This window comes from Sodalis sp. RH24 (assembly GCF_047324145.1).
GTDB lineage: Bacteria > Pseudomonadota > Gammaproteobacteria > Enterobacterales > Enterobacteriaceae > Acerihabitans.
Map to the genome: position 1 here is coordinate 2,675,344 of NZ_CP178729.1, position 22,683 is coordinate 2,698,026.

Consider the following 22,683-nt stretch of genomic DNA (forward strand, 5'->3'; position numbering starts at 1 on the left):
CGGCCGCCGGCCTTATTCCCTTGGCGAATTGCCTTGCTTTTTGTAACATCCAACCACGTCAACTGCTATCAGGACTATACCAATGCACACATCCAACACCCTGCGCGCGGCGCTCGACAGCCGCCGCCTGTTTACCGCCATGGCCGCGCACAATCCGCTGGCGGCGCGGCTTGCCGAGGAAGCGGGTTTTGACGGTATCTGGGGCAGCGGCTTTGAACTGTCGGCGAGCTATGCGGTGCCCGATGCCAACATCCTGTCGATGGGCACCCATCTGGAGATGATGCGCGCCATCGCCGCCACCGTGTCGACGCCGCTTATCGCCGATATCGACACCGGCTTCGGCAATGCGGTGAACGTCAGCTACATCATTCCGCAATACGAGGCCGCCGGCGCAGCGGCCGTGGTGATGGAAGACAAGACCTTTCCCAAGGACACCAGCCTGCGCGCGCAGGGCCGCCAGGAACTGGTGCGCATCGAGGAATTCCAGGGCAAGATCGGCGCCGCGATCGCCGCCCGGCGGCACAAGGATTTTGTCGTTATCGCCCGCGTGGAGGCGCTGATCGCGGGGCTGGGCCAGGACGAGGCCCTGCGCCGCGCCGCAGCCTATGAGGAAGCCGGCGCGGACGCCATCCTGATCCACTCCAGGCAGAAGACGCCCGACGAGATCCTGGCCTTTATCGCCGCCTGGACAGGCAGGGTTCCCCTGGTGCTGGTGCCCACGGCGTATCCACAGCTTACCGAGGCCGATATCGCCGCCAGCGGCAAGGTGGGCATCGTGATCTACGGCAATCACGCCATTCGCGCCGCCGCGGGCGCGATGCGCGCCGTGTTCGCGCAGATCCGCCGTGACGGCGGCATACAGAATGTCGACGCCACCCTTCCCGCGGTCAAGGATATCATCACCTGGCAAGGGGATGCTTATATGCGCGCTATTGAAAAACGCTTTTTGCGCTGAGGCGTTCACGGCGCTGACCGTGGTATGGCCTGCCTGCGGGGAGGGATGTCGGGGGGCGTGCCGGGACTGCAATGAAAAATGCCACAGGGCTTTCGCCCTGTGGCATCTATCCGTCACCGCCCTGAACGGGCGCCCGCGACGTACTAATTGGAGCGGGAAACGAGGCTCGAACTCGCGACCCCAACCTTGGCAAGGTTGTGCTCTACCACTGAGCTATTCCCGCATTGTTATTCTGAATCACTTTTTTATGCCGGAAGGCATTTTTTCTTTATGCATCGCGTTTTGTCATGCCGACGAAACCCGATGTTGCAATGTTTGGAGCGGGAAACGAGGCTCGAACTCGCGACCCCAACCTTGGCAAGGTTGTGCTCTACCACTGAGCTATTCCCGCTTTTTATGCTCTATCACCGAGTGATAAAGTCCACGTCTATCGCTGACGCTATATTCCGATTACGCACGCGGCCACGACAATATTTTGCACCGGTACGGGGAGCGCATTATACGAGAAAACATTTTCCCTGCAAGCCCCGACGGGCAAAAATCTGCGCTTTTCGCTCAACTGCCGATAAAAACAGCAATATGGCGTTTTTACCGGCAATCAATGAAACATCAGCGGCTTATCCGCGCGGCCAGTGAGCGGCGCGGCGCCGGCGATAAATAATCAAAGACGAATAAAATGCTCGCGGTAATAGGCCAGTTCCGCCACCGACTCGCGGATATCATCCAGGGCCTGGTGGCTGCTGTTTTTGGTCAGCCCCTCCAGGATTTGCGGTTTCCAGCGCCGGGCCAGTTCCTTAAGCGTGCTGACATCCAGGTAACGATAGTGGAAATAGGCCTCCAGTTCCGGCATATAGCGGAACAGGAAACGACGGTCCTGGCCGATGCTGTTGCCGCAGATGGGCGATTTCCCGGCGGGCACCCATTCCCGCAGAAACGCCAGCGTTAACGCCACCGCACTGTCCTCGTCGATACGGCTGGCCCGGACGCGTTCCACCAGGCCGCTGGCGGTATGGGTGCGCACGTTCCACTCGTCCATGACGGCCAGTTGCTCTTGCGTCTGATGCACGGCCAATACCGGGCCTTCCGCCAGGATATTCAGGTTGGCGTCCGTCACCAGGCTGGCGATTTCAATAATGCGATCGCGTTCGGGATCAAGCCCGGTCATTTCCAGATCGATCCAAATCAGGTTGTTGTCATTTACCGGCATGATTTTCTCGTTGCTAAGGTTTCACGGCGTTTCTGTTAGAATACTGTGTATCATAGACGTTTTCATCGCCACGGGCGATTCATGAGCTACAAGTGAGGCACGGTGACTAAAAATAAACTGTCCAAAGGCCAGCAGCGGCGCGTACAGGCAAATCATCAGCGCCGCCTGAGAACCGATCGCGGCGTCGATTGGGATGACTCGCTTTTAGGCCAGGCCCAGGAAGGCACGGTCGTCAGCCGCTTCGGCATGCACGCCGACGTGGAAGCCGCGGACGGTATCATACACCGCTGCAACCTGCGCCGCACGCTGGGCTCGGTGGTGACCGGCGATCGGGTGGTCTGGCGGCCCGGCAGCGAGGCCTCATCGGGCATCAAGGGCATCATTGAGGCGATTCATCCCCGGACCTCGGTGCTGACGCGGCCGGATTTTTACGACGGCGTCAAGCCCATCGCCGCCAATATGAACCAAATCGTGATTGTATCGGCCATCTTGCCGGAGCTGTCGGTGAACATTATCGACCGCTATCTGGTGGCCTGCGAGACAGTGGAGGTTGAACCGCTGATCGTACTCAATAAAATCGATCTGCTGGACGCAAAGGAACGGGCCTGGGTGGACGCCACCATGGAAGTCTACAGCCGGATAGGCTATCGCGTGCTGATGGTATCGAGCCAGACGCGCGAGGGGATGGCAGGGCTTGAGGCGGCATTGACGGATCGCATCAGCATCTTCGCGGGGCAGTCCGGGGTGGGCAAATCCAGCTTGCTTAATGCCCTGCTGCCTCCTGAACACGCGCAGATCGTGGTCAATACCGTGTCCGATAACTCGGGACTCGGCCAGCACACCACCACCACGGCGCGCATGTATCATTTTAAAAGCGGCGGCCAGGTTATCGATTCCCCCGGCGTGCGGGAATTCGGCTTATGGCATCTGGAACCAGAACAGGTCACCCAGGGATTTATTGAATTCAGGCCGTATCTGGGCAACTGTAAATTCCGCGACTGCCGGCATGATACCGATCCGGGCTGCGCCATCCGCGCCGCCGTGGAGAGCGGCGACATTTCCGCCATTCGTTTCGAGAATTATCATCAGATACTCGACAGCATGTCGCAGGTAAAAACACGTAAATCCTTTTCCGAAACGGATCACTGACATTTATCCTGAGCGCCGCTACAATTTCTCCCGGTTCGTTGTTGTTTCACCCACGCATGTACGAGGTTTCTGTGCTCGATAGGATCAAAATAGCATTGCAGTATTTATTGCCCAAGCGTTGGCTGACCCAATTGGCCGGCTGGGGGGCCGAACTGCAGGCAGGTTGGCTGACGAAACTGGTCATCGATCTGTTCGTGCGGGTTTACCGGGTGGATATGCAGGAAGCGCAGCAGCCCGATACGTCGGCCTATCCTACTTTCAACGCTTTTTTTGTCCGGCCGCTGCGCGATGACGCGCGTCCCATCGACAGCGATCCCGACACGCTGGTCATGCCGGCGGACGGTATCATTTCCCAATCGGGACCCATAGCGGGCGAACAGGTTTTTCAGGCCAAGGGGCATCACTATAGCCTGGAAGCGCTGCTGGCGGGCAACGAGCGTCTGGTCGAGCTCTTTCGCGACGGCGCGTTTGTCACCACCTATCTTGCGCCGCGCGATTATCACCGGGTGCATATGCCCTGCAACGGCATCCTGCGGGAAATGATTTATGTGCCGGGCGAGCTGTTTTCGGTCAATCCGCTGACCGCGGCCAATATACCGAACCTGTTCGCCCGCAACGAACGGGCGATCTGCGTATTCGACACCGATTTTGGACCGATGGCGCAAATCCTGGTCGGCGCCACCATTGTCGGCAGTATCGAGACCACCTGGTCCGGCGTGGTGACGCCGCCGCGCGACGGCATTATCAAGCGCTGGCGCTATCCGACGGCGGATGAAGACGGTGCGGTGGTATTTCTGAAAGGCCAGGAGATGGGGCGGTTTAAGCTTGGCTCCACGGTGGTGAACCTTTTTGCCAAAGGCGGCGTTTCCCTGGGCGATCATCTTCACAGTCGCGCGGCAACCCGCGTCGGCGAACGTCTCGCCACCGGCATCGCCCAGGCGGACAGTCCGTTGCCTTAACCGGCCCGGAGCAACCAGAGAGAACCCGATTGCGCCCGATTATCATCCTATTGCTGGGGTGGCTGCTCGCCGCCCCGTCATTCGCCGCCGCTTTTCCCGACGAAGCCCAGGTTAAAAAAGAACTTCAGCAGGCGGAAGCGAATAAGGGCGCGGCGAATCAAGCGGAAATCATCGACGCCCTCCAGGGCGCGCTTTCGTCTATCAACGACGGCAAGGTATCCGCCGCGCGCGCCGGACAATATCGCAGCGCCATCGACAATTTCCCTCAACTGACGCGGGAACTGCGCGATCAACGCGACAGCGAACCGGACAAAGCCGCCGACGTCAGCGGCAAACTCTCGCTAAGCGAACTGGAGCAGCGCGTGCTGCAGACCAGCAGCGACCTGCAGGAACTGGCGCGTCAACTGCAACAGGAGCAGGAACAGGCCCGGGAAATCAGCGACTCGCTGGGCCAGTTGCCGCAACAGCAAACCGAAGCGCGCCGGGCCCTGAGCGATAGCGAACAGCGGCTGCAGGCACAGAGCGCCAGCGCCGCCACGCCGCTGGCGCAGGCGCACCTCATGCAGATCCAGGCGGAAGCCGCCGCGCGGCGGGCGCGGGTCAACGAACTGGAGCTGGCGCAACTGAGCGCCAACAACCGCCAGGAACTGTCGCGCCTGCGGATGGATATGCTGAAAAAACGCCACGACCGGGTGGATATGGACCTGCAGGCGCTGCGCTTTCGGCTCAACAGTCTCCGCCAGCAGGAGGCGGAGCGCGCGCTGGAGCGCACCGAACAGCTGGCGGAGCAAAGCGGCGACCTGCCCGCCGTCATCACCAGCCAACTGCAGATAAACCGCGAACTGTCGGTGGCGCTTAACGAGCAGGCGCAGCGTATGGATTTAATCGCCTCCCAGCAGCGCCAGGCCGCGGCGCAGGCGCTGCAGGTCAGGCAAGCGCTGAGCACCCTGCGCGAGCAGGCGCAATGGCTGGGGGATTCGCCGGCGCTCGGCGAGACGCTGCGCGCCCAGGTGTCGCGCCTGCCGGATCTGCCCAAACCGCAGCAGCTCGACAGCGATATGGCCCAGCTGCGCGTAAGCCGCCTGCATTATGAAGATCTGATGAACAAACGTCCCCAGCTGGATCAAAGCAAGCAGGACGACGGATCGCCGCTGACGCCCGAGCAGCGGCGCATCCTGGACGCGCAGCTGCGTACCCAGCGCGAGCTGCTCAATTCCCTGTTGTCCGGCTACGATAACCAGATACTGGAAATGACGAAGCTCAAGGTAGCCAACAGCCAGCTGGTGGACGCCATGGCGGAAATCCGGGAAGCGGCGCACCGCTATCTGTTCTGGGTGGCGGACGTCAGCCCGGTCACCCTCGCATTTCCGCTCCACGTGGCCCAGGATCTCAGGCGTTTGGTCTCGCTGGATACCGCCACCCAGCTCAGCGGCGCCATGGTCATGATGGCGACCAGCCAGGAGACGCTGATCCCGCTGTTCTGCGCCATCGTGCTGGTCGGTTTCAGCATCAGTTCCCGCCGTCATTACCACGCCTTCCTCGAGCGCTCGGCCAGTAAGGTCGGCAAGGTCAATCAAGACTATTTTTACCTGACGCTGCGCACCGTGTTCTGGTCGATAGCCGCCGCCCTTCCCCTGCCGGTGCTGTGGGCGGCGCTGGGCTATGGCCTGCAGCATGCGTGGCCTTATCCGGTGGCGGTAGCCATCGGCGACGGCGTGATCGCCACGGTGCCGGTGCTGTGGCTGTTTATGGTCAGCGCCCACTTTGCCCATGCGCGCGGTCTGTTTATCGTGCATCTCGGCTGGCCGGAGAAACGGGTGGCGCGGGCGATGCGTTATTATTCACTGGCCATCGGCCTTATCGTGCCGCTGATCATGGCCCTGATCACCTTCGATAATCTTAATGACCGCGAATTCTCCAGTACCCTGGGCCGCCTGTGCTTTGTCCTGCTGTGCGCGGCCCTGAGCCTGGTGACCAGCAGCCTGAAACGGGCCGGCATCCCGCTTTACCTGGATAAATCCGGCACCGGGGACAACGTGGTCAACCGCACCCTGTGGAACCTGATGCTGTGCGCGCCGCTGGTCGCGGCGATTGCCGCCCTGCTCGGCCATCTCGCCACGGCGCAGGACCTGCTGGCGCGGTTGGAAACCTCGGTGGCGATCTGGTTTTTCCTGCTGGTCATTTACCATATCATCCGCCGCTGGATGTTTATCCAGCGGCGGCGCATCGCCTTTGAGCGCGCCAAGCAGCGCCGCGCGGAAATGCTGGCGCAACGCGCCCGTCACGAGGAAGATCTGTCCCCGTCGCAGCTTTCCGAAGCCGCCGCCGAAGTGGATGAGCCGATAGTCGACCTGGACGTTATCAGCGCCCAGTCGCTGCGTCTGGTGCGATCCCTCCTGACGCTTATCGCCCTGGTGTCGGTTATCTGGTTATGGTCGGAGATTCATTCGGCGTTTGCCTTCCTGGAAAATATCCAGCTGTGGGATGTGAGTTCCACCATCAAGGGCGAGGAAGGGATCCAGTCGATTTCGCTGGCCTCGGTGCTGGTCGCGGTGCTGGTGCTGATCATCACCACCCAGTTGGTCAGGAACCTGCCGGCCCTGTTGGAACTGGCCCTGCTGCAGCATCTGGTGCTGACGCCGGGCACCGGCTATGCGATTACCACCATCACCAAATATATGCTGATGCTGATTGGCGCGTTGATCGGTTTTTCGTGGATCGGCATCGAATGGGCGAAATTGCAGTGGCTGGTGGCGGCGCTCACCGTCGGCCTGGGCATCGGGCTGCAGGAAATTTTCGCCAATTTTATCTCCGGCCTGATCATCTTGTTTGAAAAACCGATCCGCATCGGCGATACCGTGACCATCCGCGACCTGACCGGCAATATCACCCGCATCAATACCCGGGCCACCACCATCACCGATTGGGATCGCAAAGAAATTATCATGCCGAATAAGGCTTTTGTCACCGAGCAGTTTGTCAATTGGTCCCTGTCGGATTCCGTCACCCGTATCGTGCTGACCATCCCGGCGCCTCCGGACGCCGACAGCGAAGAAGTCACCCGCATCCTGACCCAGGCGGCGCAGCGCTGTCCGCTGGTGCTGGATAACCCGGCGCCGGAAGCCTATCTGGTGGATTTACAGCAGGGGATTATGCTCTTCGATCTGCGGGTGCACGCGGCGGAAATGGGCCACCGCATGCCGCTGCGCCATCAGCTGAACCAATTGATTCTTGAAGGCTACCGCGAACACGGCCTGGAAATGCCGTTCCCGCCTTTCCAGGTGCGCATGGAAACCGCCAAAGGCGCAACGACGTTCAGATCCGGGTCCCTGTAGCCGCGCAGGACAGGTTCTTTCCCGCCGGCCTGATGGCGTGCGCGTCGGCGCAACATGTCCGTTGTTGAGCCGCAGACGGCACTCAGGCCCGCTCGACCGGAAATGCGATAACCTCGGACAGGCTGTCCGCCTTCAGCGCCAGCATCACCAGCCGGTCCACCCCCAAGGCCACCCCGGAGCATTCCGGTATGCCGTGCGCCAGCGCCGCCAGCAGGTTTTCATCAATGGGCTGCTGCGGCAAGTTCAGCGCGGCGCGCTTGCGGTTATCCTGGGTAAACCGCTGGCGTTGCTCCGCGGCGTCGGTGAGCTCGCGAAAACCATTAGCCAGTTCAATACCTTTGAAATAGGCTTCAAAACGATCGGCCACCCGGTGGTCTTCGGTACTGATTTCCGCAAGCGCGGCCTGGGTGGCGGGAAAATGGTAAACGAACGTCGGTTTATCACGCCCGATGTGGGGTTCCACGCCCATGGCAAACAATAACTGAAGCAGGGTATCGCGATCCTCCTCGACCGTGGCAATGCCGGACAGCTCGAGTTTGGCGGCGGCCTCGCACAGCTGCGCCTTGTCGGCCGACAGGGGATCGATGCCGATATGACGGATAAACACCTGCTGATAGGACAGGGTTTCCGCACTGTCGCAATCAAGGATTTGCTGGAGCAGATCGTCCACTTCGTTCATCAGGCGGTACATATCGTAGTGGGGGCGATACCATTCCAGCATGGTGAACTCGGGATTATGGTGCCGGCCGGATTCCTCGTTGCGAAAACTGCGCCCTATCTGGAATATTGGCCCGCTGCCGGCCGCCAGCAGGCGTTTCATATGGTATTCAGGACTGGTCATCAAATAGAGCGGCAGCCCCTGCGCCGCGCCCGGCCCGACATAATGCGTCTGAAAGGGCACCAGATGAATATCAGTGACGGTGGCCTGGCTCATGGCCGGCGTTTCCACTTCGAGTAACCCGCGGTCGGTAAAAAACCGCCGGAGCTGGGTCATCACCACCGCTCTTTTTAATAGATTAGCGATGGGGGCGCTCGGTAACCAGCTTGCCATTTCGCTCATAACTTTTTCTCCCGTTAAACAGGGGATGAAGTCTACCTTTATCCGTTCAGGCAGACAAACCTTGTTCAATCCGGTCGCCTGCATCGTCCGCGGGTTGCCGCTTTACCGCCTGCATACCGCCAATGGGTGTACACTTACCGTTCAGGCAGGCTATTGATGGAGTATGTATGTCCCTATGGAGAACCGTCGCGCTGGTCGCCTCGTCCTTACTGTCGCTATCGTGCAGCGTCAACCCGCCGTCGGGCGTCCGGCCGGTGGAGAAGTTCGATGTTAACCGCTACTTGGGCACCTGGTATGAAATCGCCCGGCTGGATCACCGTTTCGAAACCGGACTCGATCATGTCACGGCGCAGTATAGCCTGCGGGACGACGGAGGCCTCGACGTCATCAATAAAGGCTATTCCCCGGCCACGCAACGCTTCCGGCAAAGCAACGGCAAAGCCTATTTCCTGGCTTCGCCGCAGCGGGCCTCGCTTAAGGTCTCGTTTTTCGGCCCTTTTTATGGCGGCTACCATGTGATCGCGCTGGATGAAGGCTATGATTACGCCCTGGTCTGCGGCCCCAACCGCGATTATCTCTGGATCCTGGCCCGCGCCAAAACGCTGCCGCAGGCCACGCGCGACCACCTGGTCGCTACCGCCGCCCGGCTGGGTTTTGCGGTGGACCGGCTTATCTGGGTGGATCAATCCTGAAACGGCCTAATGCGACAGCTTCAGGCACAGGATCCCCAGCATAATCATCGCCAGGCTGGCGATGCGCAGCCAATGTGCGGGTTCACCCAGCCACAGCATGCCGACGATAACCGTGCCGACCACGCCTATCCCGGTCCAGACGGCATAGGCGGTACCCACCGGCAGCGTGCGCATGGCCAGGCCCAGCAGCGTGATGCTGATGATCATCGCGATAAGCGTCACCACGCTTGGCAGCAGGCGGGTAAATCCCTCGGTATATTTCAGGCCGATGGCCCAGACAGTTTCCAGCAGGCCGGCGAGGATAAGTAATAACCATGACATGTGAGACGACCTCATAACGATGGGGTCGTCCCCAGAAGAAAAGACAGCTTACCAGGTCGTCCTGCTAAGGAAGGATAATCTTATGCCGCCGTTAGCAAAATGACCAATGAATTTAATTAATCGATTAGTTAAATGTGACGAAACGGTCATTTTAATCAAAATGACCGCGTCATAGTCCGACACCGCTGTCACTATCGGTTCTCATTCCCCGATAACCCGCTGACAGCGGCTATTTCACCAGGATACAGAGGCATTAGCTGAATACAGCCGTGTATATTACTGTGCAGCCCGCTGTACGGCCTGTCCGCCTGCCGAAATATCTTCACCGGCGCCGCGGGTGGTATTACAAGCCGTTAATGAGGACAACACCAGAACAGATAAAAGGGCAATTATACTTTTCTTCAACATAACGATTTCCTTTTGTAGAATCACTTTTTGTCTAAATGAAATAGCACTGCTGTGGATAAAAGCTTGCCTTTTAAGCATAGTAAAAAACCGGCAAAACATACTAAACATATGGCCGGTTGCGCACTTTTAGGACTATTTACTGGAAAATGTCCTGGATGTTGGCTGCACGATGTCTGCGAGCTACTTGCTGGCACCACGCGTAATAGCGCCGCCAAGGTGTTGCACATCTTCACCGAAGCCGCGCGCGGTATTGCAACCGCTCAGCGTCGCTGACATGACTAATGAGATAACGATCAGTTTAACTGTTTTTCCTAACATAATCGCCGGATTCCCCGCACGCCTGAAAACGCCCGGCCTGCCCTGACCCTGATAACGCCTCAGGGCATGCCGGTTGAACGGTTATTTGATGCGGGATACGTATTCGCCGGAGCGGGTATCCACTTTGATCACTTCGCCAATCTGCACGAACAGCGGTACTTTTACCACCGCGCCGGTGGTCAGGGTGGCGGGCTTGCCGCCGGTGCCGGCGGTGTCGCCCTTCAGGCCTGGGTCGGTCTCGATGATTTCCAGCTCGACAAAGTTGGGCGGCGTGACGGCGATGGGCTCGCCGTTCCACAGGGTCAGCACGCATTCGGCCTGCTCGACCAGCCATTTGGCGGCGTCGCTCACCGCTTTCTTATCGGCGGCCAGTTGCTCAAAAGTCTCGTTATTCATAAAATGCCAAAACTCACCGTCGTTGTACAGGTAAGTCAGGTTCATATCCATGACATCGGCCGCCTCGACGGAATCACCGGATTTAAACGTTTTTTCCAGCACCTTGCCGGAAATCAGTTTACGGATGCGCACGCGGTTGAACGCCTGGCCTTTGCCCGGTTTTACGAATTCATTATCAATGATCGCGCACGGCTCGCCGTCCTGCATGATTTTGAGACCGGAACGGAATTCATTGGTACTATAAGACGCCATGGTGGTCCTCTTAATATTACGTGGTCGTTAAGCCAAAAAAATGGCAGATATTGTAACCCGAAACACCCCAACTAGAGAAGATTGGTTGCGTCAACTTGCCGATGTCATTACCGATCCCATCGAACTTTTGCAACAATTGCAACTCAGCGACCATCCGGACCTGCGCGATGGCGCGGCGGCGCGGCGGTTATTCCCGTTACGGGTGCCCAGGGCGTTCGTGGCGCGCATGGAGCCGGGCAATCCGGCCGACCCGCTGCTGCGGCAGGTCCTCACCCTACGCGAGGAATTTCTGCAGGTGCCCGGTTTCAGCACCGATCCGCTGGAAGAACAGCAATCCGTAGTACCGGGCCTGCTGCATAAATACCGTAACCGCGCCTTGCTGCTGGTCAAGGGCGGCTGCGCGGTTAACTGCCGCTATTGCTTCAGGCGCCATTTCCCCTATCAGGATAACCAGGGCAACCGGGCCAATTGGTCAGGGGCGCTGGAGTATATCCGGCAGCACCCGCAGCTGAACGAGATTATTTTTTCCGGCGGCGATCCGCTGATGGCCAAGGATCATGAGCTGGACGAGCTTATCGGCCAGCTGGAAGCCATTCCCCATCTGCGCACCCTGCGCATCCATACCCGTTTGCCGGTGGTTATCCCGGCGCGCATCACCCCCGCTCTTTGCCGGCGCCTGGCCGGCAGCCGTCTCAATGTCGTGCTGGTCACCCATATCAATCATGCCAACGAGATTGACCTGCCGCTGCGCGAGAGTATGACACACCTGCGCATGGCGCAGGTGACGCTGCTCAACCAAAGCGTGCTGCTGCGGGGGGTAAATGATAACGCCGATACGCTGGCGACCCTGAGCGAAACGCTGTTTGACGCCGGCATACTGCCTTATTATCTGCATGTTTTAGATCGGGTACAGGGCGCGGCGCACTTTATGGTGGATGACCATGAAGCCCGGGAGATTATGCAGCAATTACTGTTGAAGGTCTCGGGCTATCTGGTGCCGCGGCTGGCGCGGGAGATCGGCGGGGAAAACAGCAAAACCCTGCTTGATTTAAAACTACGCCAGCGCTAAGCCGTGCTTCCCGACGCCGCCGGGCGGCATCAGGAAGCCAGCGGCTACGGGCATTTATAGACCTGGCCCTGGATCTTGCTGTCCAGCGGGGCAAAACTCGAGAGATAGGTTTCCGTAAAGCCGACCGGGCTGGCGGCCTTATAAATAACGTTGCCGCCCATGGCCGCCGCTTTATTGCGCAGATCGTTGGCCGCGCCGCGCATGGAGCTGCCTTCGCCGCCCTGCCCCGACAACCAGTTGCTTTGCGTGCCGGTAACCGTGCCCAGCGCCTGGCAATTACTGCCCGGCTGGTCTTCGGTGAACTTCACCGACTGCCCCGCGGCGGACAGTTCATTAGTAGTGGCACATCCCGCTAATAATAAAGTGCCCGCACCAAGACAGAGTAAAAATTTGATTCGCATCGTTATCCTCGAATAGTGATATGTCCGGCAAAAATTTTGCTGTGCGCCATATTTTCCCTTGGGCAACCGTCAGCGCATAAACCGCTGTTTACCCTGCCCATACCGCTACCTGTTTATACCTTAAAAACGGTCCGGTTGATAATTTTTTGCCAAAAAAAACCCCGGCAAGCCGGGGTTTTTAACGCTATCAGCGCAACAGGGGCATTACATCATGCCGCCCATGCCGCCCATACCGCCCATGCCGCCACCGGCGCCACCCAGATCTGCTTTGTCTTCACGCGGCAGATCGGTGATCATACATTCGGTGGTGATCATCAGACTGGCAATGGAGGCCGCATACTGCAGCGCGGAACGGGTTACCTTGGTTGGATCCAGGATACCCATTTCGATCATGTTGCCGTATTCTTCGGTTGCCGCGTTATAGCCCATGTTACCGTTGCTGGCTTTAACGTTGTTGGCAATCACGGACGGTTCTTCACCGGCGTTGGCCACGATTTGGCGCAAAGGCGCTTCCATGGCGCGACGGGCAATCTTGATGCCGACATTCTGGTCTTCATTGTCGCCACGCAGATCGGTGATGCTGTTGGCTACGCGAATCAGCGCTACGCCGCCGCCGGCAACCACGCCTTCTTCCACGGCCGCACGGGTCGCATGCAGGGCATCTTCCACGCGGGCTTTTTTCTCTTTCATTTCAACTTCAGTCGCGGCGCCCACTTTAATCACGGCAACACCGCCGGCAAGTTTAGCAACACGTTCCTGCAGTTTTTCACGATCGTAGTCGGACGTGGCGTCGTCACGCTGCTGGTTGATTTGGGCAACCCGGCTTTCGATGACGGCTTTATCGCCGATACCGTCGATGATGGTGGTGGTGTCTTTGGTGATGACGACACGTTTCGCCTGGCCCATATCTTCCAGGGTGGCTTTTTCCAGTTCCAGGCCGATTTCTTCAGAAATCACGGTACCGGCGGTCAGGACGGCGATGTCCTGCAGCATGGCTTTACGACGGTCGCCGAAGCCCGGGGCTTTGACAGCCGCAACTTTAACGATGCCGCGCATGGTGTTGACCACCAGGGTCGCCAGGGCTTCGCCCTCAACGTCTTCAGCGATGATCAGCAGCGGTTTGCCGGCTTTGGCAACGGCTTCCAGTACCGGCAGCATTTCGCGGATATTGGAGATTTTTTTATCAGCCAACAGGATGAACGGGCTTTCGAGTTCGATAGCGCCGGTTTCCGGTTTGTTGATGAAATAAGGGGAGAGGTAGCCACGGTCGAACTGCATACCTTCAACCACGTCCAGCTCGTCCTGCAGGCCTGAGCCTTCTTCAACGGTGATAACGCCTTCTTTGCCTACTTTCGCCATGGCTTCAGCGATAAGTTTACCCACGGTTTCGTCGGAGTTGGCGGAGATGGTGCCTACCTGGGCGATGGCTTTGGAGTCAGAGCAAGGTACGGACAGTTTTTTCAATTCTTCGACGGCGGCGATAACCGCTTTGTCGATACCCCGTTTCAGGTCCATCGGGTTCATGCCAGCGGCAACGGCTTTCAGACCTTCATTGACGATGGATTGAGCCAGAACGGTGGCGGTGGTGGTGCCGTCGCCCGCAGCGTCATTCGCTTTGGAGGCAACTTCTTTCAACATCTGGGCGCCCATGTTCTCGAACTTGTCTTCCAGTTCGACTTCACGCGCCACGGACACGCCATCTTTCGTGATGACAGGCGCGCCGAAGGATTTGTCCAGCACCACGTTGCGGCCCTTGGGACCCAGGGTGACTTTGACCGCGTCTGCCAGAATGTTCACGCCGCGCAGCATTTTGATGCGGGCTTCGTTACCGAATTTTACGTCTTTAGCTGCCATTTGAATTTCCCTTAAATTCGTTCAGTTCAGATGATTACGCGAGAATTACGCCTCGACGATGGCCAGAATGTCGCTTTCGGACATGATCAAGACTTCTTCGTTATCGATCTTTTCTACTTTCACGCCATAGCCGTCGTTGAAAATCACGATATCGCCGACTTTCACATCCAGTGCTTTGATTTCACCGTTTTCGAGGATGCGGCCATGGCCGATTGCCAGTACTTCGCCACGGGTGGATTTACCCGCCGCGGAACCGGTCAGAACGATGCCGCCAGCCGATTTTGATTCAACTTCTTTACGCTTGACGATAACGCGATCATGTAATGGACGAATTTTCATTGAAAGCTCTCCTTAAGAAAGTCCGTATCTGTTTCGGGATGAATGCCGGGCATGCCTTCATGCCCTGCCTCGTGGTGATTAAGATGGGGGCGTTCGGTTACGCTTCAAGGGGAAAAAAAAGAATTTTTTTGTCTGAGCGGCTGTTTTTTAGCCGCCGTAAATAAAACCTCAGTATTTTCATTGCGTTAAAAAGCAGCCTGCGCCAAAAAAATTAACATCTATTTATCATCTTCGGGCCGGTGTTCGATGGCGTCGCGCGGAATATCCTTACGTTTGTACTCGCCCTCGAAGGTATCGCCGCCCGCATCATGGGAGGCAAAACCGCCGGCCGCGCCGCGCTGGAACCGCAGGTGGGGCAGCAGTTTCAGGGTCAGTGAATTCTGCACCGGCGGCAGCAACAGCAACAGGCCGAGAAAATCGGTAAAAAAACCGGGCAACAGCAGCAGAAATCCCGCCAGCAGGATGGAGACGCTTTTGATCATTTCAGCGGCCGGGCTTTCGCCGTTGGCCATCTTGATCTGCATCTGGCCCAGGATCTTCAGCCCCTGGGTACGCACCAGCGACACGCCGATAAACGAGGTCAGCACAATCAGCAGCAGCGTAAAAAGCACGCCGATGACATGCGCGACTTGTATAAAAATCGTGATCTCTATATAGGCCACGAGAAATATCAGTAATAAGGGTATCCAACGCACCGAATTCTCCTTGGGTTGACTGGCCCGGCGCGGGCGCCTCATTGGATGCTGGCGGACGGCGGCGGGCTGATGACAAAAACGTGCCTGTGGTTATGGTATCCTGAAGCGCGGGTGTCGGCGCGGGTTATTTACCGCACTTTACATCACGCGGACTTGCCGCGCGCCCTGCCGGCACCCAGGCCAGACGAATGGCAAGCCATTAAAATAATTCTGTTAGATAATCGTGATCAACTTAATAGTGTCAGTGTTTAAGCAGCATATAATGATGAGCACAAGTGCATTGTCAGTGCAACGCGCTGGATAATAAAATTAATCTGAAATTATCCAGCGTCAATCGTTAAAAACATCGCTTATTAAGGAAGTACCCATGGCGAATACCATTCGTATAGAAGAAGACCTGTTGGGAACACGTGAAGTTCCTTCTGAAGCTTATTATGGCATCCACACGCTGCGCGCCATTGAAAACTTCTATATCAGCAACACCAAAATCAGCGACATTCCCGAATTCGTTCGCGGCATGGTGATGGTGAAAAAGGCGGCCGCGCTGGCCAACAAGGAGCTGCATACCCTGCCGCGCGCCATTGCCGATACGATAGTCGCCGCCTGTGACGAAGTACTGGATAAAGGCCGCTGCCTGGATCAGTTCCCCATCGACGTTTTCCAGGGCGGCGCCGGCACGTCGGTAAACATGAATACCAATGAGGTGCTGGCGAATCTCGGCCTGGAGCTGATGGGCCATCAAAAGGGGGAATACCAATACCTTAACCCCAACGATCACCTGAATAAATGCCAGTCGACCAACGATGTCTACCCTACCGGCTTCCGTATCGCGGTCTATATTTCCATCCTCAAGCTGGTCGAGGCGGTGGGCCAGCTGGGAGAAGGGTTCGAGCGCAAGGCGCAGGAATTCGCCACTATCCTGAAAATGGGCCGCACCCAGCTGCAGGATGCCGTGCCGATGACCCTCGGCCAGGAATTCCATGCCTTTACCGTGCTGCTGAAAGAAGAAAATAAAAACCTGCTGCGCACCGCCGAGCTGCTGTTGGAAGTGAACCTGGGCGCCACCGCCATCGGCACCCGGCTGAACACGCCCGACGGCTACCAGGCGCTGGCGGTGCAGAAACTGGCGGAAATCAGCAACCTGCCCTTGCTGCCGGCGGAAGATCTTATCGAGGCGACCTCCGACTGCGGCGCTTATGTCATGGTGCACAGCGCGTTAAAGCGCCTGGCGGTAAAACTTTCCAAAATCTGTAACGATCTCAGGCTGTTGTCCTCCGGTCCGCGCACCGGTCTTAACGAAATCAACCTGCCGCAGTTGCAGGCGGGCTCGTCCATCATGCCGGCCAAGGTCAATCCGGTGGTGCCGGAGGTGGTCAACCAGGTGTGCTTCAAGGTTATCGGCAACGATACCTGCATTACCATGGCGGCCGAAGCCGGTCAGTTGCAGCTGAACGTGATGGAGCCGGTTATCGGGCAGGCGATGTTTGAATCGGTACATATCCTGACCAACGCCTGCTTTAACCTGCTGGATAAATGCATTAACGGCATTACCGCCAATCGGGCGGTATGCGAAGCTTATGTGTTCAACTCCATCGGCATCATCACCTACCTCAACCCGTTTATCGGCCACCATAACGGCGATATCGTCGGTAAAATCTGTGCCGAAACCGGTAAAAGCGTGCGTGAGGTGGTGCTGGAGCGCGGGTTGCTGACGCCGGCCGAGCTGGATGACATCTTTTCGCTGGAAAACCTGATGCATCCGACCTATAAAGCCGTACGCTATACCGATGACAACGAGTAGCCGCGGGTAGCCTCTTGCGTTTTTCATTGCTGTCGCCGTAGCGCCGGCCGGGTTATACTGCCGGTCGGCGCTATACCGCGAGGTTGTCATGGCAGCAAAATTCCCGGCAGGAAAACGTATCCCGGCAGCCGATCCCGGCGCCGCGGACACGACTGAAACCCAAACATCTGAAAACAGCTCCACCGCATGCGGCGCCGCTGAAAACGGCATCATCATCATCCTTTGCACCGCCCCGGATAAAACCACCGCGCAGGCGCTGGCGGGCACCCTGCTCGGCGCGAAGCTGGCCGGTTGCGTCACGCTGCTGCCGGGGGCGACCTCGTTTTATTTCTGGGAAGGCAAGCTGGAACAGGAAGACGAAGTGCAGATGCTGATAAAAAGCCATGTCCGCCATCAGCAAGAACTGATTGCCTGCATTAAAAAACACCATCCTTATCAAACTCCGGAGTTACTGGTATTACCCGTCCAGGGTGGCGATCCAGATTATCTATCATGGCTCAACGCGTCCTTACACTGATCCTGCTGGCATGGCTGGGCATCGGCCTGCCGCCGCCCGCCGCCGCCGCGCTGTTCGGCAATTCGCCGGCCACGACCTTTGTGCCGGCCGACCAGGCGTTTAGTTTTGATTTTCACCAGCAGGGCGCCGATTTGGCGCTGAGCTGGCAGATCCGCCCCGGTTATTATCTTTACCGCCAACAAATCAAGCTGGAACCGGCCGGCGCCCGGCTGGGCGACCCCGCCATGCCCACAGGGCTGAACCATCACGATGAATTTTTCGGCGACGTGCAAATCTACCGCACCAGCCTGCGGTTAAACGTGCCGCTGCTGGACGCGTCCGGCGGCGCGACGGTGCGGGTTACCTACCAGGGCTGCGCCGACGCCGGTTTTTGCTATCCGCCCGAGACCCGGGTGGTGCCGTTATCGGCGGTTGCCGGCAGCGGCGCCCCTTCCGCACCGGCGGCGATAACGCCGTCCCGGCCGGCGGACGCCGGCGCCCTGCCCTTCTCCCCGCTATGGGCGCTGCTTATCGGTATCGGCATCGCCTTTACGCCCTGCGTGCTGCCCATGTATCCGCTGATTTCCGGCATTATCCTCGGCGCCGGTACGGCGCGGCTCAGCACCGGACGGGTACTGGCGCTTGCCGGGGTATATGTGCAGGGCATGGCGATAACCTATACCGCGCTCGGCATGGCGGTGGCCGCCGCCGGGCTGCGGTTCCAGGCCGCGTTGCAGCAGCCGGCGGTGCTGATCGGCCTGTCGGCGCTGTTTATCCTCCTGGCGCTGTCCATGTTCGGGTTATTTACCCTGCAACTGCCGGTGGCGCTGCAAACCCGCCTGACGCTCTGGAGCAATCGGCAGCGGGGCGGCGCCTTGCCCGGCGTCTTTATCATGGGCGCGCTGGCGGGGCTGTTTTGCTCGCCCTGCACCACCGCGCCGCTCGGCGCTATTTTGCTGTATATTGCTCAAAGCGGTAACCTGGCCGTCGGCGGCGTGACGCTTTATCTGTATGCCCTGGGCATGGGGATCCCGCTGATCCTGGTGGCGGTGTTCGGCCACCGCCTGCTGCCGCGCGGCGGCCCGTGGATGCAACAGGTCAAACAAGGCATGGGCTTTGTTATCCTGGCGCTGCCGGTGTTCTTGCTGGAGCGCGTGTTTGGCGATACCTGGGGACTGCGGCTGTGGAGCGGGCTGGCGGTCGCTTTTTTTGCCTGGGCGCTGCTCGCCACCCGGGAGGGCCGTTTTCGCGGCGCCCGCCTGCTGCACATTATCCTGCTGGTGCTGATGGTCGTGGCGGCCCGGCCGCTGCAGGACTGGGCCTTTTCGCCCACGGCGGGCGTGAATGCCGCCGTTGACGGCGCGGCGCCCGTCTTCAGGCGCGTCGCCACCAGCGCGCAGATTAACCAGGCGCTGAACGCCTCGCCCGACCGGCCGGTGATGCTGGATTTGTATGCGGACTGGTGCGTCGCCTGTAAAGAATTTGAAAAATACACCTTCCCCGCCGATGGGGTGAAACGTCAGCTTGCCAAGCTGACGTTATTACAGGCGGATGTCACGGCCAATTCGCCGGAGCAACAGGCCCTGCTCAAGGAGTTGCGGGTGTTGGGCCTGCCCACCATCCTGTTTTTCGACCGCCAGGGACGGGAAATTCCTGGCTCAAGGGTAACCGGCTTCCTGGATGCCGATGACTTTCAGCGCCATTTGCAGAAAGTCGCCCCATAACCGACACTAGGGACTGGCAACCGCAAGCTTTTAGGAGGCATACGTGCAACGCGAACAGGTACTGGATTATGCGTTGAACCTTTTGGAACAAAAAGGTTTTACCCTCGTTTCACTGGAGATGCTTGCCGACGGCCTGGCGATTCCGCGCGCCGAGCTTGAGCAGTACTGGCCGGACCGGGAGGCGCTGCTGCTGGACTGCCTGCGCTACCACGGCGAGCAGGTGGACGGCTGGCGCAGCCAGCTGCTGCTGGATGCGACCCTTGACCCGCAGCAAAAGCTGCTGGCGCGCTATAAGGTACTGGACGAGCAGGTGCGCCAGCAGCGTTACCCCGGCTGCCTGTTTGTTGCCGCCTGTAGTTTTTATCCGGCCGCCGACCATCCGATCCATCAGTTGGCCGAACGGCAAAAACAGGCATCCTACGCCTACACCCGCGAACTGCTCGACCAGTTGGAAACCGACGATCCCACCATGGTGGCGCAGCAAATGGAACTGATCCTGGAGGGTTGCCTGAGCAAGCTGCTGGTGAAGCATCAGCTGCAGGATGTGGCCGTGGCGCGCCGTTTGGCGGAGGATATCCTGCGGCTGGCGCTGTGCCGTAAAAACGGCGCGTTGAGCTGAATTGCGCGCTCTTTTGCCTGAAAAGTCAGCGATTGAGTGGGGTTACGCATAAATCCTTGATAAATCCATTGACGAACAGCGGTCAATACGGTTTAATGCGGCGCGTTGCCCGGATAGCTCAGTCGGTAGAGCAGGGGATTGAAAATCCCCGTGTCCTTGGTTCGATTCCGAGTCCGGGCACCATTTTTGATTAAACCAGCTTAGCAGCTGGTTTTTTGCTTTCTGGCGTCTGGACTCTCCATCGAACGGCGTTCGATGACTCGCCTCATCCATGAGGCTCGCCCTGCGGGCCAGCGCTGACGCGCTGTGCAAAAACGCTCCCGGCGTTTTTGTCCGAGTCCGGGCACCATTTTTGATTAAACCAGCTTAGCAGCTGGTTTTTTGCTTTCTGGCGTCTAGACTCTCCATCGAACGGCGTTCGATGACTCGCCTCATCCCTGAGGCTCGCCCTGCGGGCCAGCGCTAAAGCGCTGTGCAAAAACGCTCCCGGCGTTTTTGTCCGAGTCCGGCGATAATCTACGTTCCACCAGCCACCGCGCCAGCGCCTGGCCGTACCCGCACAGCAGATGGGCATCGGGCTCAAAGCGAGGCGAGGTCATGGGCCGGTCATCCACGGTCAGACTGGCCCGCAGATGAGATGTGAGGGCATCGTCCATCTAGGGGGTGATGGACTGAACGGCGTTGGTCTTACCGGCCATACTGGGTTACCGACGGACCTGCCGATGACAAGTCTGGCTGAGGCCACGGAAAAGCTGGAAAGGTACAGCATCGCTGGAAAATTGAAACGTTCCCTAAGGTTATAAAGTCCGGATGTCAGGCAGAGCGCTCCAGACTGGGTTCGGCAGAGCGGCTGACAAATTGACTCTGTTGTTACTGCATCCTGAGCTGGCGGATATACGGGTTTACAAGGTTAAGCAGAGAAATGCCCGCCGCTCCGGCAAAACTTGCTTGCAGCGAAACAGAGAGAAAATACTGGGCACGATGGTTAAAGACAGAACGCAAGTCATGTCATCATCTACTCTCAAAAAAATAGTGCAATGCTATTTGACCTGACCTAGAAAAAGCCAACCCCATTAATTTTGGCAGGCTTATATTGTTTCGCCAAATTCAATGGTTTTTACCTGATATTGCCGCTGAACATACCTTCACGGAAAACCCTTGCGGCTGGATCAGTGGTAAATAAAACCAGATCGGTATTTTGTTCCACTTTTATAGTATGTGCCCCATTGTCGCTGATGATGACGCTTTCACCACTCTCGAGTTCAATATCGCCAATTTTTGCTCGCCCCTCGAAAACATAAAGTATTCTCGTAACGCCAAGGACGGGAATGTTCGGCAAAGATAGCTCTTCATTCTGGCTCAGGCGAGCATCCTGCAACCAGGTTTGGGACCGGAAGATCAATGGCGCATTTTCTGGCCCAGCGATCAATCTCCAGGCATGTTCACTGTACGGCGTGCCAAAATCATGGAACTGGACCTGAGGCCTTAGATTGCTCTGAGCAGGGCGCACAAAAATTTGCAGGCACTGCATAGAATCGCCATGCTGACCCAAGATGCGCTCTTCGTGTTGAAAAGTATGGCCCGCATTCATCAGCATCAGACGCGAATTTGAGATCTTTTCTTCATTACCCACGGTGTCGAGATGCAGCATTTCCCCTTTACGCACATAAGTCAGGATTTCATCGTCTTTATGTGGATGCATAGAGATAACTGTACCCGGCTTTATATTCGCATGGTCAATACGACCTATGGCGCCAATACCACTATCATCAGATTGCTGCACCATACCCGGCCAGAGGATTTCGATACCAAAACCACCTGAACCATGACGGTGTTTATTACTACGAAAAATTTTTTGCATATTGCCCATGATGATTCCTTATTACGGCGCGACCAGCCAGGAAGTGGTTAACGAGGCTAAATTGCTATCGCAATAGTTGAATTTATTGTCCACGCCCAAACTTACTGGAATGACTCCATGAGGACCTGAACCAGTTTTTCACCTTCAGGCGTGGCCCAGCTACCAGCCAGCTCAGCAATGAGCTGATTAGTGGTGGTAAGCGTAATGCCGTTCTTATCCATACGGCGCAGCGCGATGTCATCCGCCATTTTGGTTGGAGATGCGCCTGCATCTGCAACAACCTGGATGTCAAAACCCTGTGCGGCGAGCGTTAGGGCTGGGTACACGGTGCAGACATCATTAGTGACGCCAGCAATGATCAATTTCTTTCTTCCCGTCGCCTTAACCGCCGCGGCAAATTTCTCATCATCCATAGCGTTGACGATGCCCATGCGTTTGATGCGCGCCTTGAATTCTTTTGGAATAATTGTTTCCAGTTCTTCAAGCAATGGCCCCTGCGCATATTCTTCCATGCTCGAGGTCAACACGACGGGCATATCCAGAATGGCAGCCGATTTTGCCAGCATCAGAGCATTACGTTTAAGTTCTTCGAAAGGCATCGATTTTGCCCAGCCCATCGTACCAACCTGATGATCAATCAACAGCATGGCGGAATTGTCAGCGGTAAATCTTTCAAAGCTCATCAGTATTATCCTATTGTTTAATAATGTTTTTATTCAGGTGCATTTGTTACCACATCGCAAGGATTTTGTTAATTCGGTGCGAATGACTA

Annotated in this window: 23 protein-coding genes and 3 tRNA genes; 11 read left to right on the forward strand and 15 right to left on the reverse strand. The window is 57.5% G+C overall.

Translation table 11 applies throughout. The features are described from left to right. Positions 1 to 82 precede the first annotated feature (82 nt). On the forward strand, positions 83 to 955 hold the full coding sequence (locus ACL2XG_RS12265; protein WP_413722079.1) for a phosphonopyruvate hydrolase: 873 nt from the start codon (positions 83 to 85) through the stop codon (positions 953 to 955). 148 nt (positions 956 to 1,103) lie between these two features. Here the strand turns inward: ACL2XG_RS12265 and ACL2XG_RS12270 are convergent. The 3 genes from ACL2XG_RS12270 to orn all read right to left on the reverse strand — a co-directional run bounded on the left by ACL2XG_RS12270 (position 1,104) and on the right by orn (position 2,162). Beyond that, a tRNA-Gly gene (locus ACL2XG_RS12270) sits at positions 1,104 to 1,178 on the reverse strand. A gap of 93 nt (positions 1,179 to 1,271) precedes the next feature. Continuing rightward, positions 1,272 to 1,346, reverse strand: a tRNA-Gly gene (locus tag ACL2XG_RS12275). Positions 1,347 to 1,616: 270 nt separating this feature from the next. Further along, the gene (orn, locus tag ACL2XG_RS12280; protein WP_413722078.1) at positions 1,617 to 2,162 is read right to left on the reverse strand and encodes an oligoribonuclease; all 546 of its coding nucleotides are present in this window, start codon (positions 2,160 to 2,162) and stop codon (positions 1,617 to 1,619) included. Between the two features lie 102 nt (positions 2,163 to 2,264). On the opposite strand from orn, the gene rsgA reads away from it, so the two are divergent. The 3 genes from rsgA (at position 2,265) to mscM (ending at position 7,605) form a co-directional block, all read left to right on the forward strand. Beyond that, positions 2,265 to 3,311 (forward strand): small ribosomal subunit biogenesis GTPase RsgA, encoded by a 1,047-nt coding sequence (gene rsgA / locus ACL2XG_RS12285; RefSeq protein ID WP_413722077.1) that lies wholly within the window; start codon positions 2,265 to 2,267, stop codon positions 3,309 to 3,311. 71 nt (positions 3,312 to 3,382) lie between these two features. Further along, entirely contained in the window at positions 3,383 to 4,270 is an 888-nt protein-coding gene (gene asd / locus ACL2XG_RS12290) for an archaetidylserine decarboxylase (protein WP_413722076.1), read from the forward strand. Between the two features lie 29 nt (positions 4,271 to 4,299). Beyond that, positions 4,300 to 7,605 (forward strand): miniconductance mechanosensitive channel MscM, encoded by a 3,306-nt coding sequence (gene mscM, locus ACL2XG_RS12295; protein ID WP_413722075.1) that lies wholly within the window; start codon positions 4,300 to 4,302, stop codon positions 7,603 to 7,605. An 82-nt stretch (positions 7,606 to 7,687) separates the two neighbouring features. Here the strand turns inward: mscM and epmA are convergent, their stop codons facing one another. Beyond that, positions 7,688 to 8,665, reverse strand: a complete 978-nt coding sequence (gene epmA, locus ACL2XG_RS12300) for an elongation factor P--(R)-beta-lysine ligase (protein ID WP_410012167.1) — start codon at positions 8,663 to 8,665, stop codon at positions 7,688 to 7,690. 167 nt (positions 8,666 to 8,832) lie between these two features. Here epmA and blc point away from each other — a divergent pair, with 167 nt between their 5' ends. After that, positions 8,833 to 9,357 carry an outer membrane lipoprotein Blc gene (gene blc, locus ACL2XG_RS12305; protein ID WP_413722074.1) on the forward strand — a complete coding sequence of 175 codons (525 nt, stop codon included), beginning with the start codon at positions 8,833 to 8,835 and terminating at the stop codon, positions 9,355 to 9,357. A 6-nt stretch (positions 9,358 to 9,363) separates the two neighbouring features. On the opposite strand, the gene sugE is transcribed toward blc, so the two are convergent. The 4 genes from sugE to efp form a co-directional block, all read right to left on the reverse strand. Next, the gene (sugE, locus tag ACL2XG_RS12310) at positions 9,364 to 9,678 is read right to left on the reverse strand and encodes a quaternary ammonium compound efflux SMR transporter SugE (protein ID WP_410012170.1); all 315 of its coding nucleotides are present in this window, start codon (positions 9,676 to 9,678) and stop codon (positions 9,364 to 9,366) included. A gap of 276 nt (positions 9,679 to 9,954) precedes the next feature. Next, positions 9,955 to 10,086 (reverse strand): entericidin A/B family lipoprotein, encoded by a 132-nt coding sequence (locus tag ACL2XG_RS12315; RefSeq protein ID WP_162364129.1) that lies wholly within the window; start codon positions 10,084 to 10,086, stop codon positions 9,955 to 9,957. Positions 10,087 to 10,266: 180 nt separating this feature from the next. Next, positions 10,267 to 10,404, reverse strand: coding sequence for an entericidin A/B family lipoprotein (locus ACL2XG_RS12320; protein WP_410012171.1), 138 nt, complete (start codon positions 10,402 to 10,404; stop codon positions 10,267 to 10,269). A gap of 81 nt (positions 10,405 to 10,485) precedes the next feature. Continuing rightward, positions 10,486 to 11,052 carry an elongation factor P gene (gene efp / locus ACL2XG_RS12325; protein ID WP_410012172.1) on the reverse strand — a complete coding sequence of 189 codons (567 nt, stop codon included), beginning with the start codon at positions 11,050 to 11,052 and terminating at the stop codon, positions 10,486 to 10,488. A 40-nt stretch (positions 11,053 to 11,092) separates the two neighbouring features. Here efp and epmB point away from each other — a divergent pair, with 40 nt between their 5' ends. After that, positions 11,093 to 12,121, forward strand: a complete 1,029-nt coding sequence (epmB, locus tag ACL2XG_RS12330) for an EF-P beta-lysylation protein EpmB (RefSeq protein ID WP_410012173.1) — start codon at positions 11,093 to 11,095, stop codon at positions 12,119 to 12,121. A 44-nt stretch (positions 12,122 to 12,165) separates the two neighbouring features. Here the strand turns inward: epmB and ACL2XG_RS12335 are convergent, their stop codons facing one another. The 4 genes from ACL2XG_RS12335 to ACL2XG_RS12350 all read right to left on the reverse strand — a co-directional run bounded on the left by ACL2XG_RS12335 (position 12,166) and on the right by ACL2XG_RS12350 (position 15,410). Next, positions 12,166 to 12,522, reverse strand: coding sequence for a DUF4156 domain-containing protein (locus ACL2XG_RS12335; protein ID WP_410012174.1), 357 nt, complete (start codon positions 12,520 to 12,522; stop codon positions 12,166 to 12,168). Between the two features lie 204 nt (positions 12,523 to 12,726). Then, complete coding sequence (gene groL, locus ACL2XG_RS12340) at positions 12,727 to 14,376, reverse strand: chaperonin GroEL (RefSeq protein ID WP_410012175.1); 1,650 nt, start codon at positions 14,374 to 14,376, stop codon at positions 12,727 to 12,729. 45 nt (positions 14,377 to 14,421) lie between these two features. Then, complete coding sequence (locus ACL2XG_RS12345; RefSeq protein WP_132925602.1) at positions 14,422 to 14,715, reverse strand: co-chaperone GroES; 294 nt, start codon at positions 14,713 to 14,715, stop codon at positions 14,422 to 14,424. Positions 14,716 to 14,933: 218 nt separating this feature from the next. Further along, entirely contained in the window at positions 14,934 to 15,410 is a 477-nt protein-coding gene (locus ACL2XG_RS12350; protein ID WP_410012176.1) for an FxsA family protein, read from the reverse strand. A 367-nt stretch (positions 15,411 to 15,777) separates the two neighbouring features. On the opposite strand from ACL2XG_RS12350, the gene aspA reads away from it, so the two are divergent. The 5 genes from aspA (at position 15,778) to ACL2XG_RS12375 (ending at position 20,233) form a co-directional block, all read left to right on the forward strand. Beyond that, positions 15,778 to 17,211: an aspartate ammonia-lyase gene (aspA, locus tag ACL2XG_RS12355; RefSeq protein WP_410012177.1), complete on the forward strand. Its 1,434-nt coding sequence runs from the start codon at positions 15,778 to 15,780 to the stop codon at positions 17,209 to 17,211. A gap of 208 nt (positions 17,212 to 17,419) precedes the next feature. Further along, positions 17,420 to 17,728, forward strand: coding sequence for a divalent cation tolerance protein CutA (cutA, locus tag ACL2XG_RS12360; RefSeq protein WP_410016632.1), 309 nt, complete (start codon positions 17,420 to 17,422; stop codon positions 17,726 to 17,728). Then, positions 17,704 to 19,431: a protein-disulfide reductase DsbD gene (locus ACL2XG_RS12365; protein WP_413722073.1), complete on the forward strand. Its 1,728-nt coding sequence runs from the start codon at positions 17,704 to 17,706 to the stop codon at positions 19,429 to 19,431. Before cutA ends, ACL2XG_RS12365 begins: the two co-directional genes overlap by 25 nt. A gap of 43 nt (positions 19,432 to 19,474) precedes the next feature. Beyond that, entirely contained in the window at positions 19,475 to 20,050 is a 576-nt protein-coding gene (gene dicD / locus ACL2XG_RS12370; protein ID WP_410012179.1) for a division control transcriptional repressor DicD, read from the forward strand. A gap of 107 nt (positions 20,051 to 20,157) precedes the next feature. Further along, a tRNA-Phe gene (locus tag ACL2XG_RS12375) sits at positions 20,158 to 20,233 on the forward strand. Positions 20,234 to 20,481: 248 nt separating this feature from the next. On the opposite strand, the gene ACL2XG_RS12380 is transcribed toward ACL2XG_RS12375, so the two are convergent. From ACL2XG_RS12380 to ACL2XG_RS12390, 3 genes are all read right to left on the reverse strand, one after another. Continuing rightward, positions 20,482 to 20,649, reverse strand: coding sequence for a hypothetical protein (locus ACL2XG_RS12380; RefSeq protein WP_413722072.1), 168 nt, complete (start codon positions 20,647 to 20,649; stop codon positions 20,482 to 20,484). Positions 20,650 to 21,167: 518 nt separating this feature from the next. Beyond that, a complete protein-coding gene (locus tag ACL2XG_RS12385) occupies positions 21,168 to 21,920 on the reverse strand; it encodes a pirin family protein (RefSeq protein ID WP_413722071.1) in 753 nt (250 codons plus the stop codon). Positions 21,921 to 22,012: 92 nt separating this feature from the next. Continuing rightward, a complete protein-coding gene (locus ACL2XG_RS12390; RefSeq protein ID WP_413722070.1) occupies positions 22,013 to 22,594 on the reverse strand; it encodes an isochorismatase family protein in 582 nt (193 codons plus the stop codon). Positions 22,595 to 22,683 lie beyond the last annotated feature (89 nt).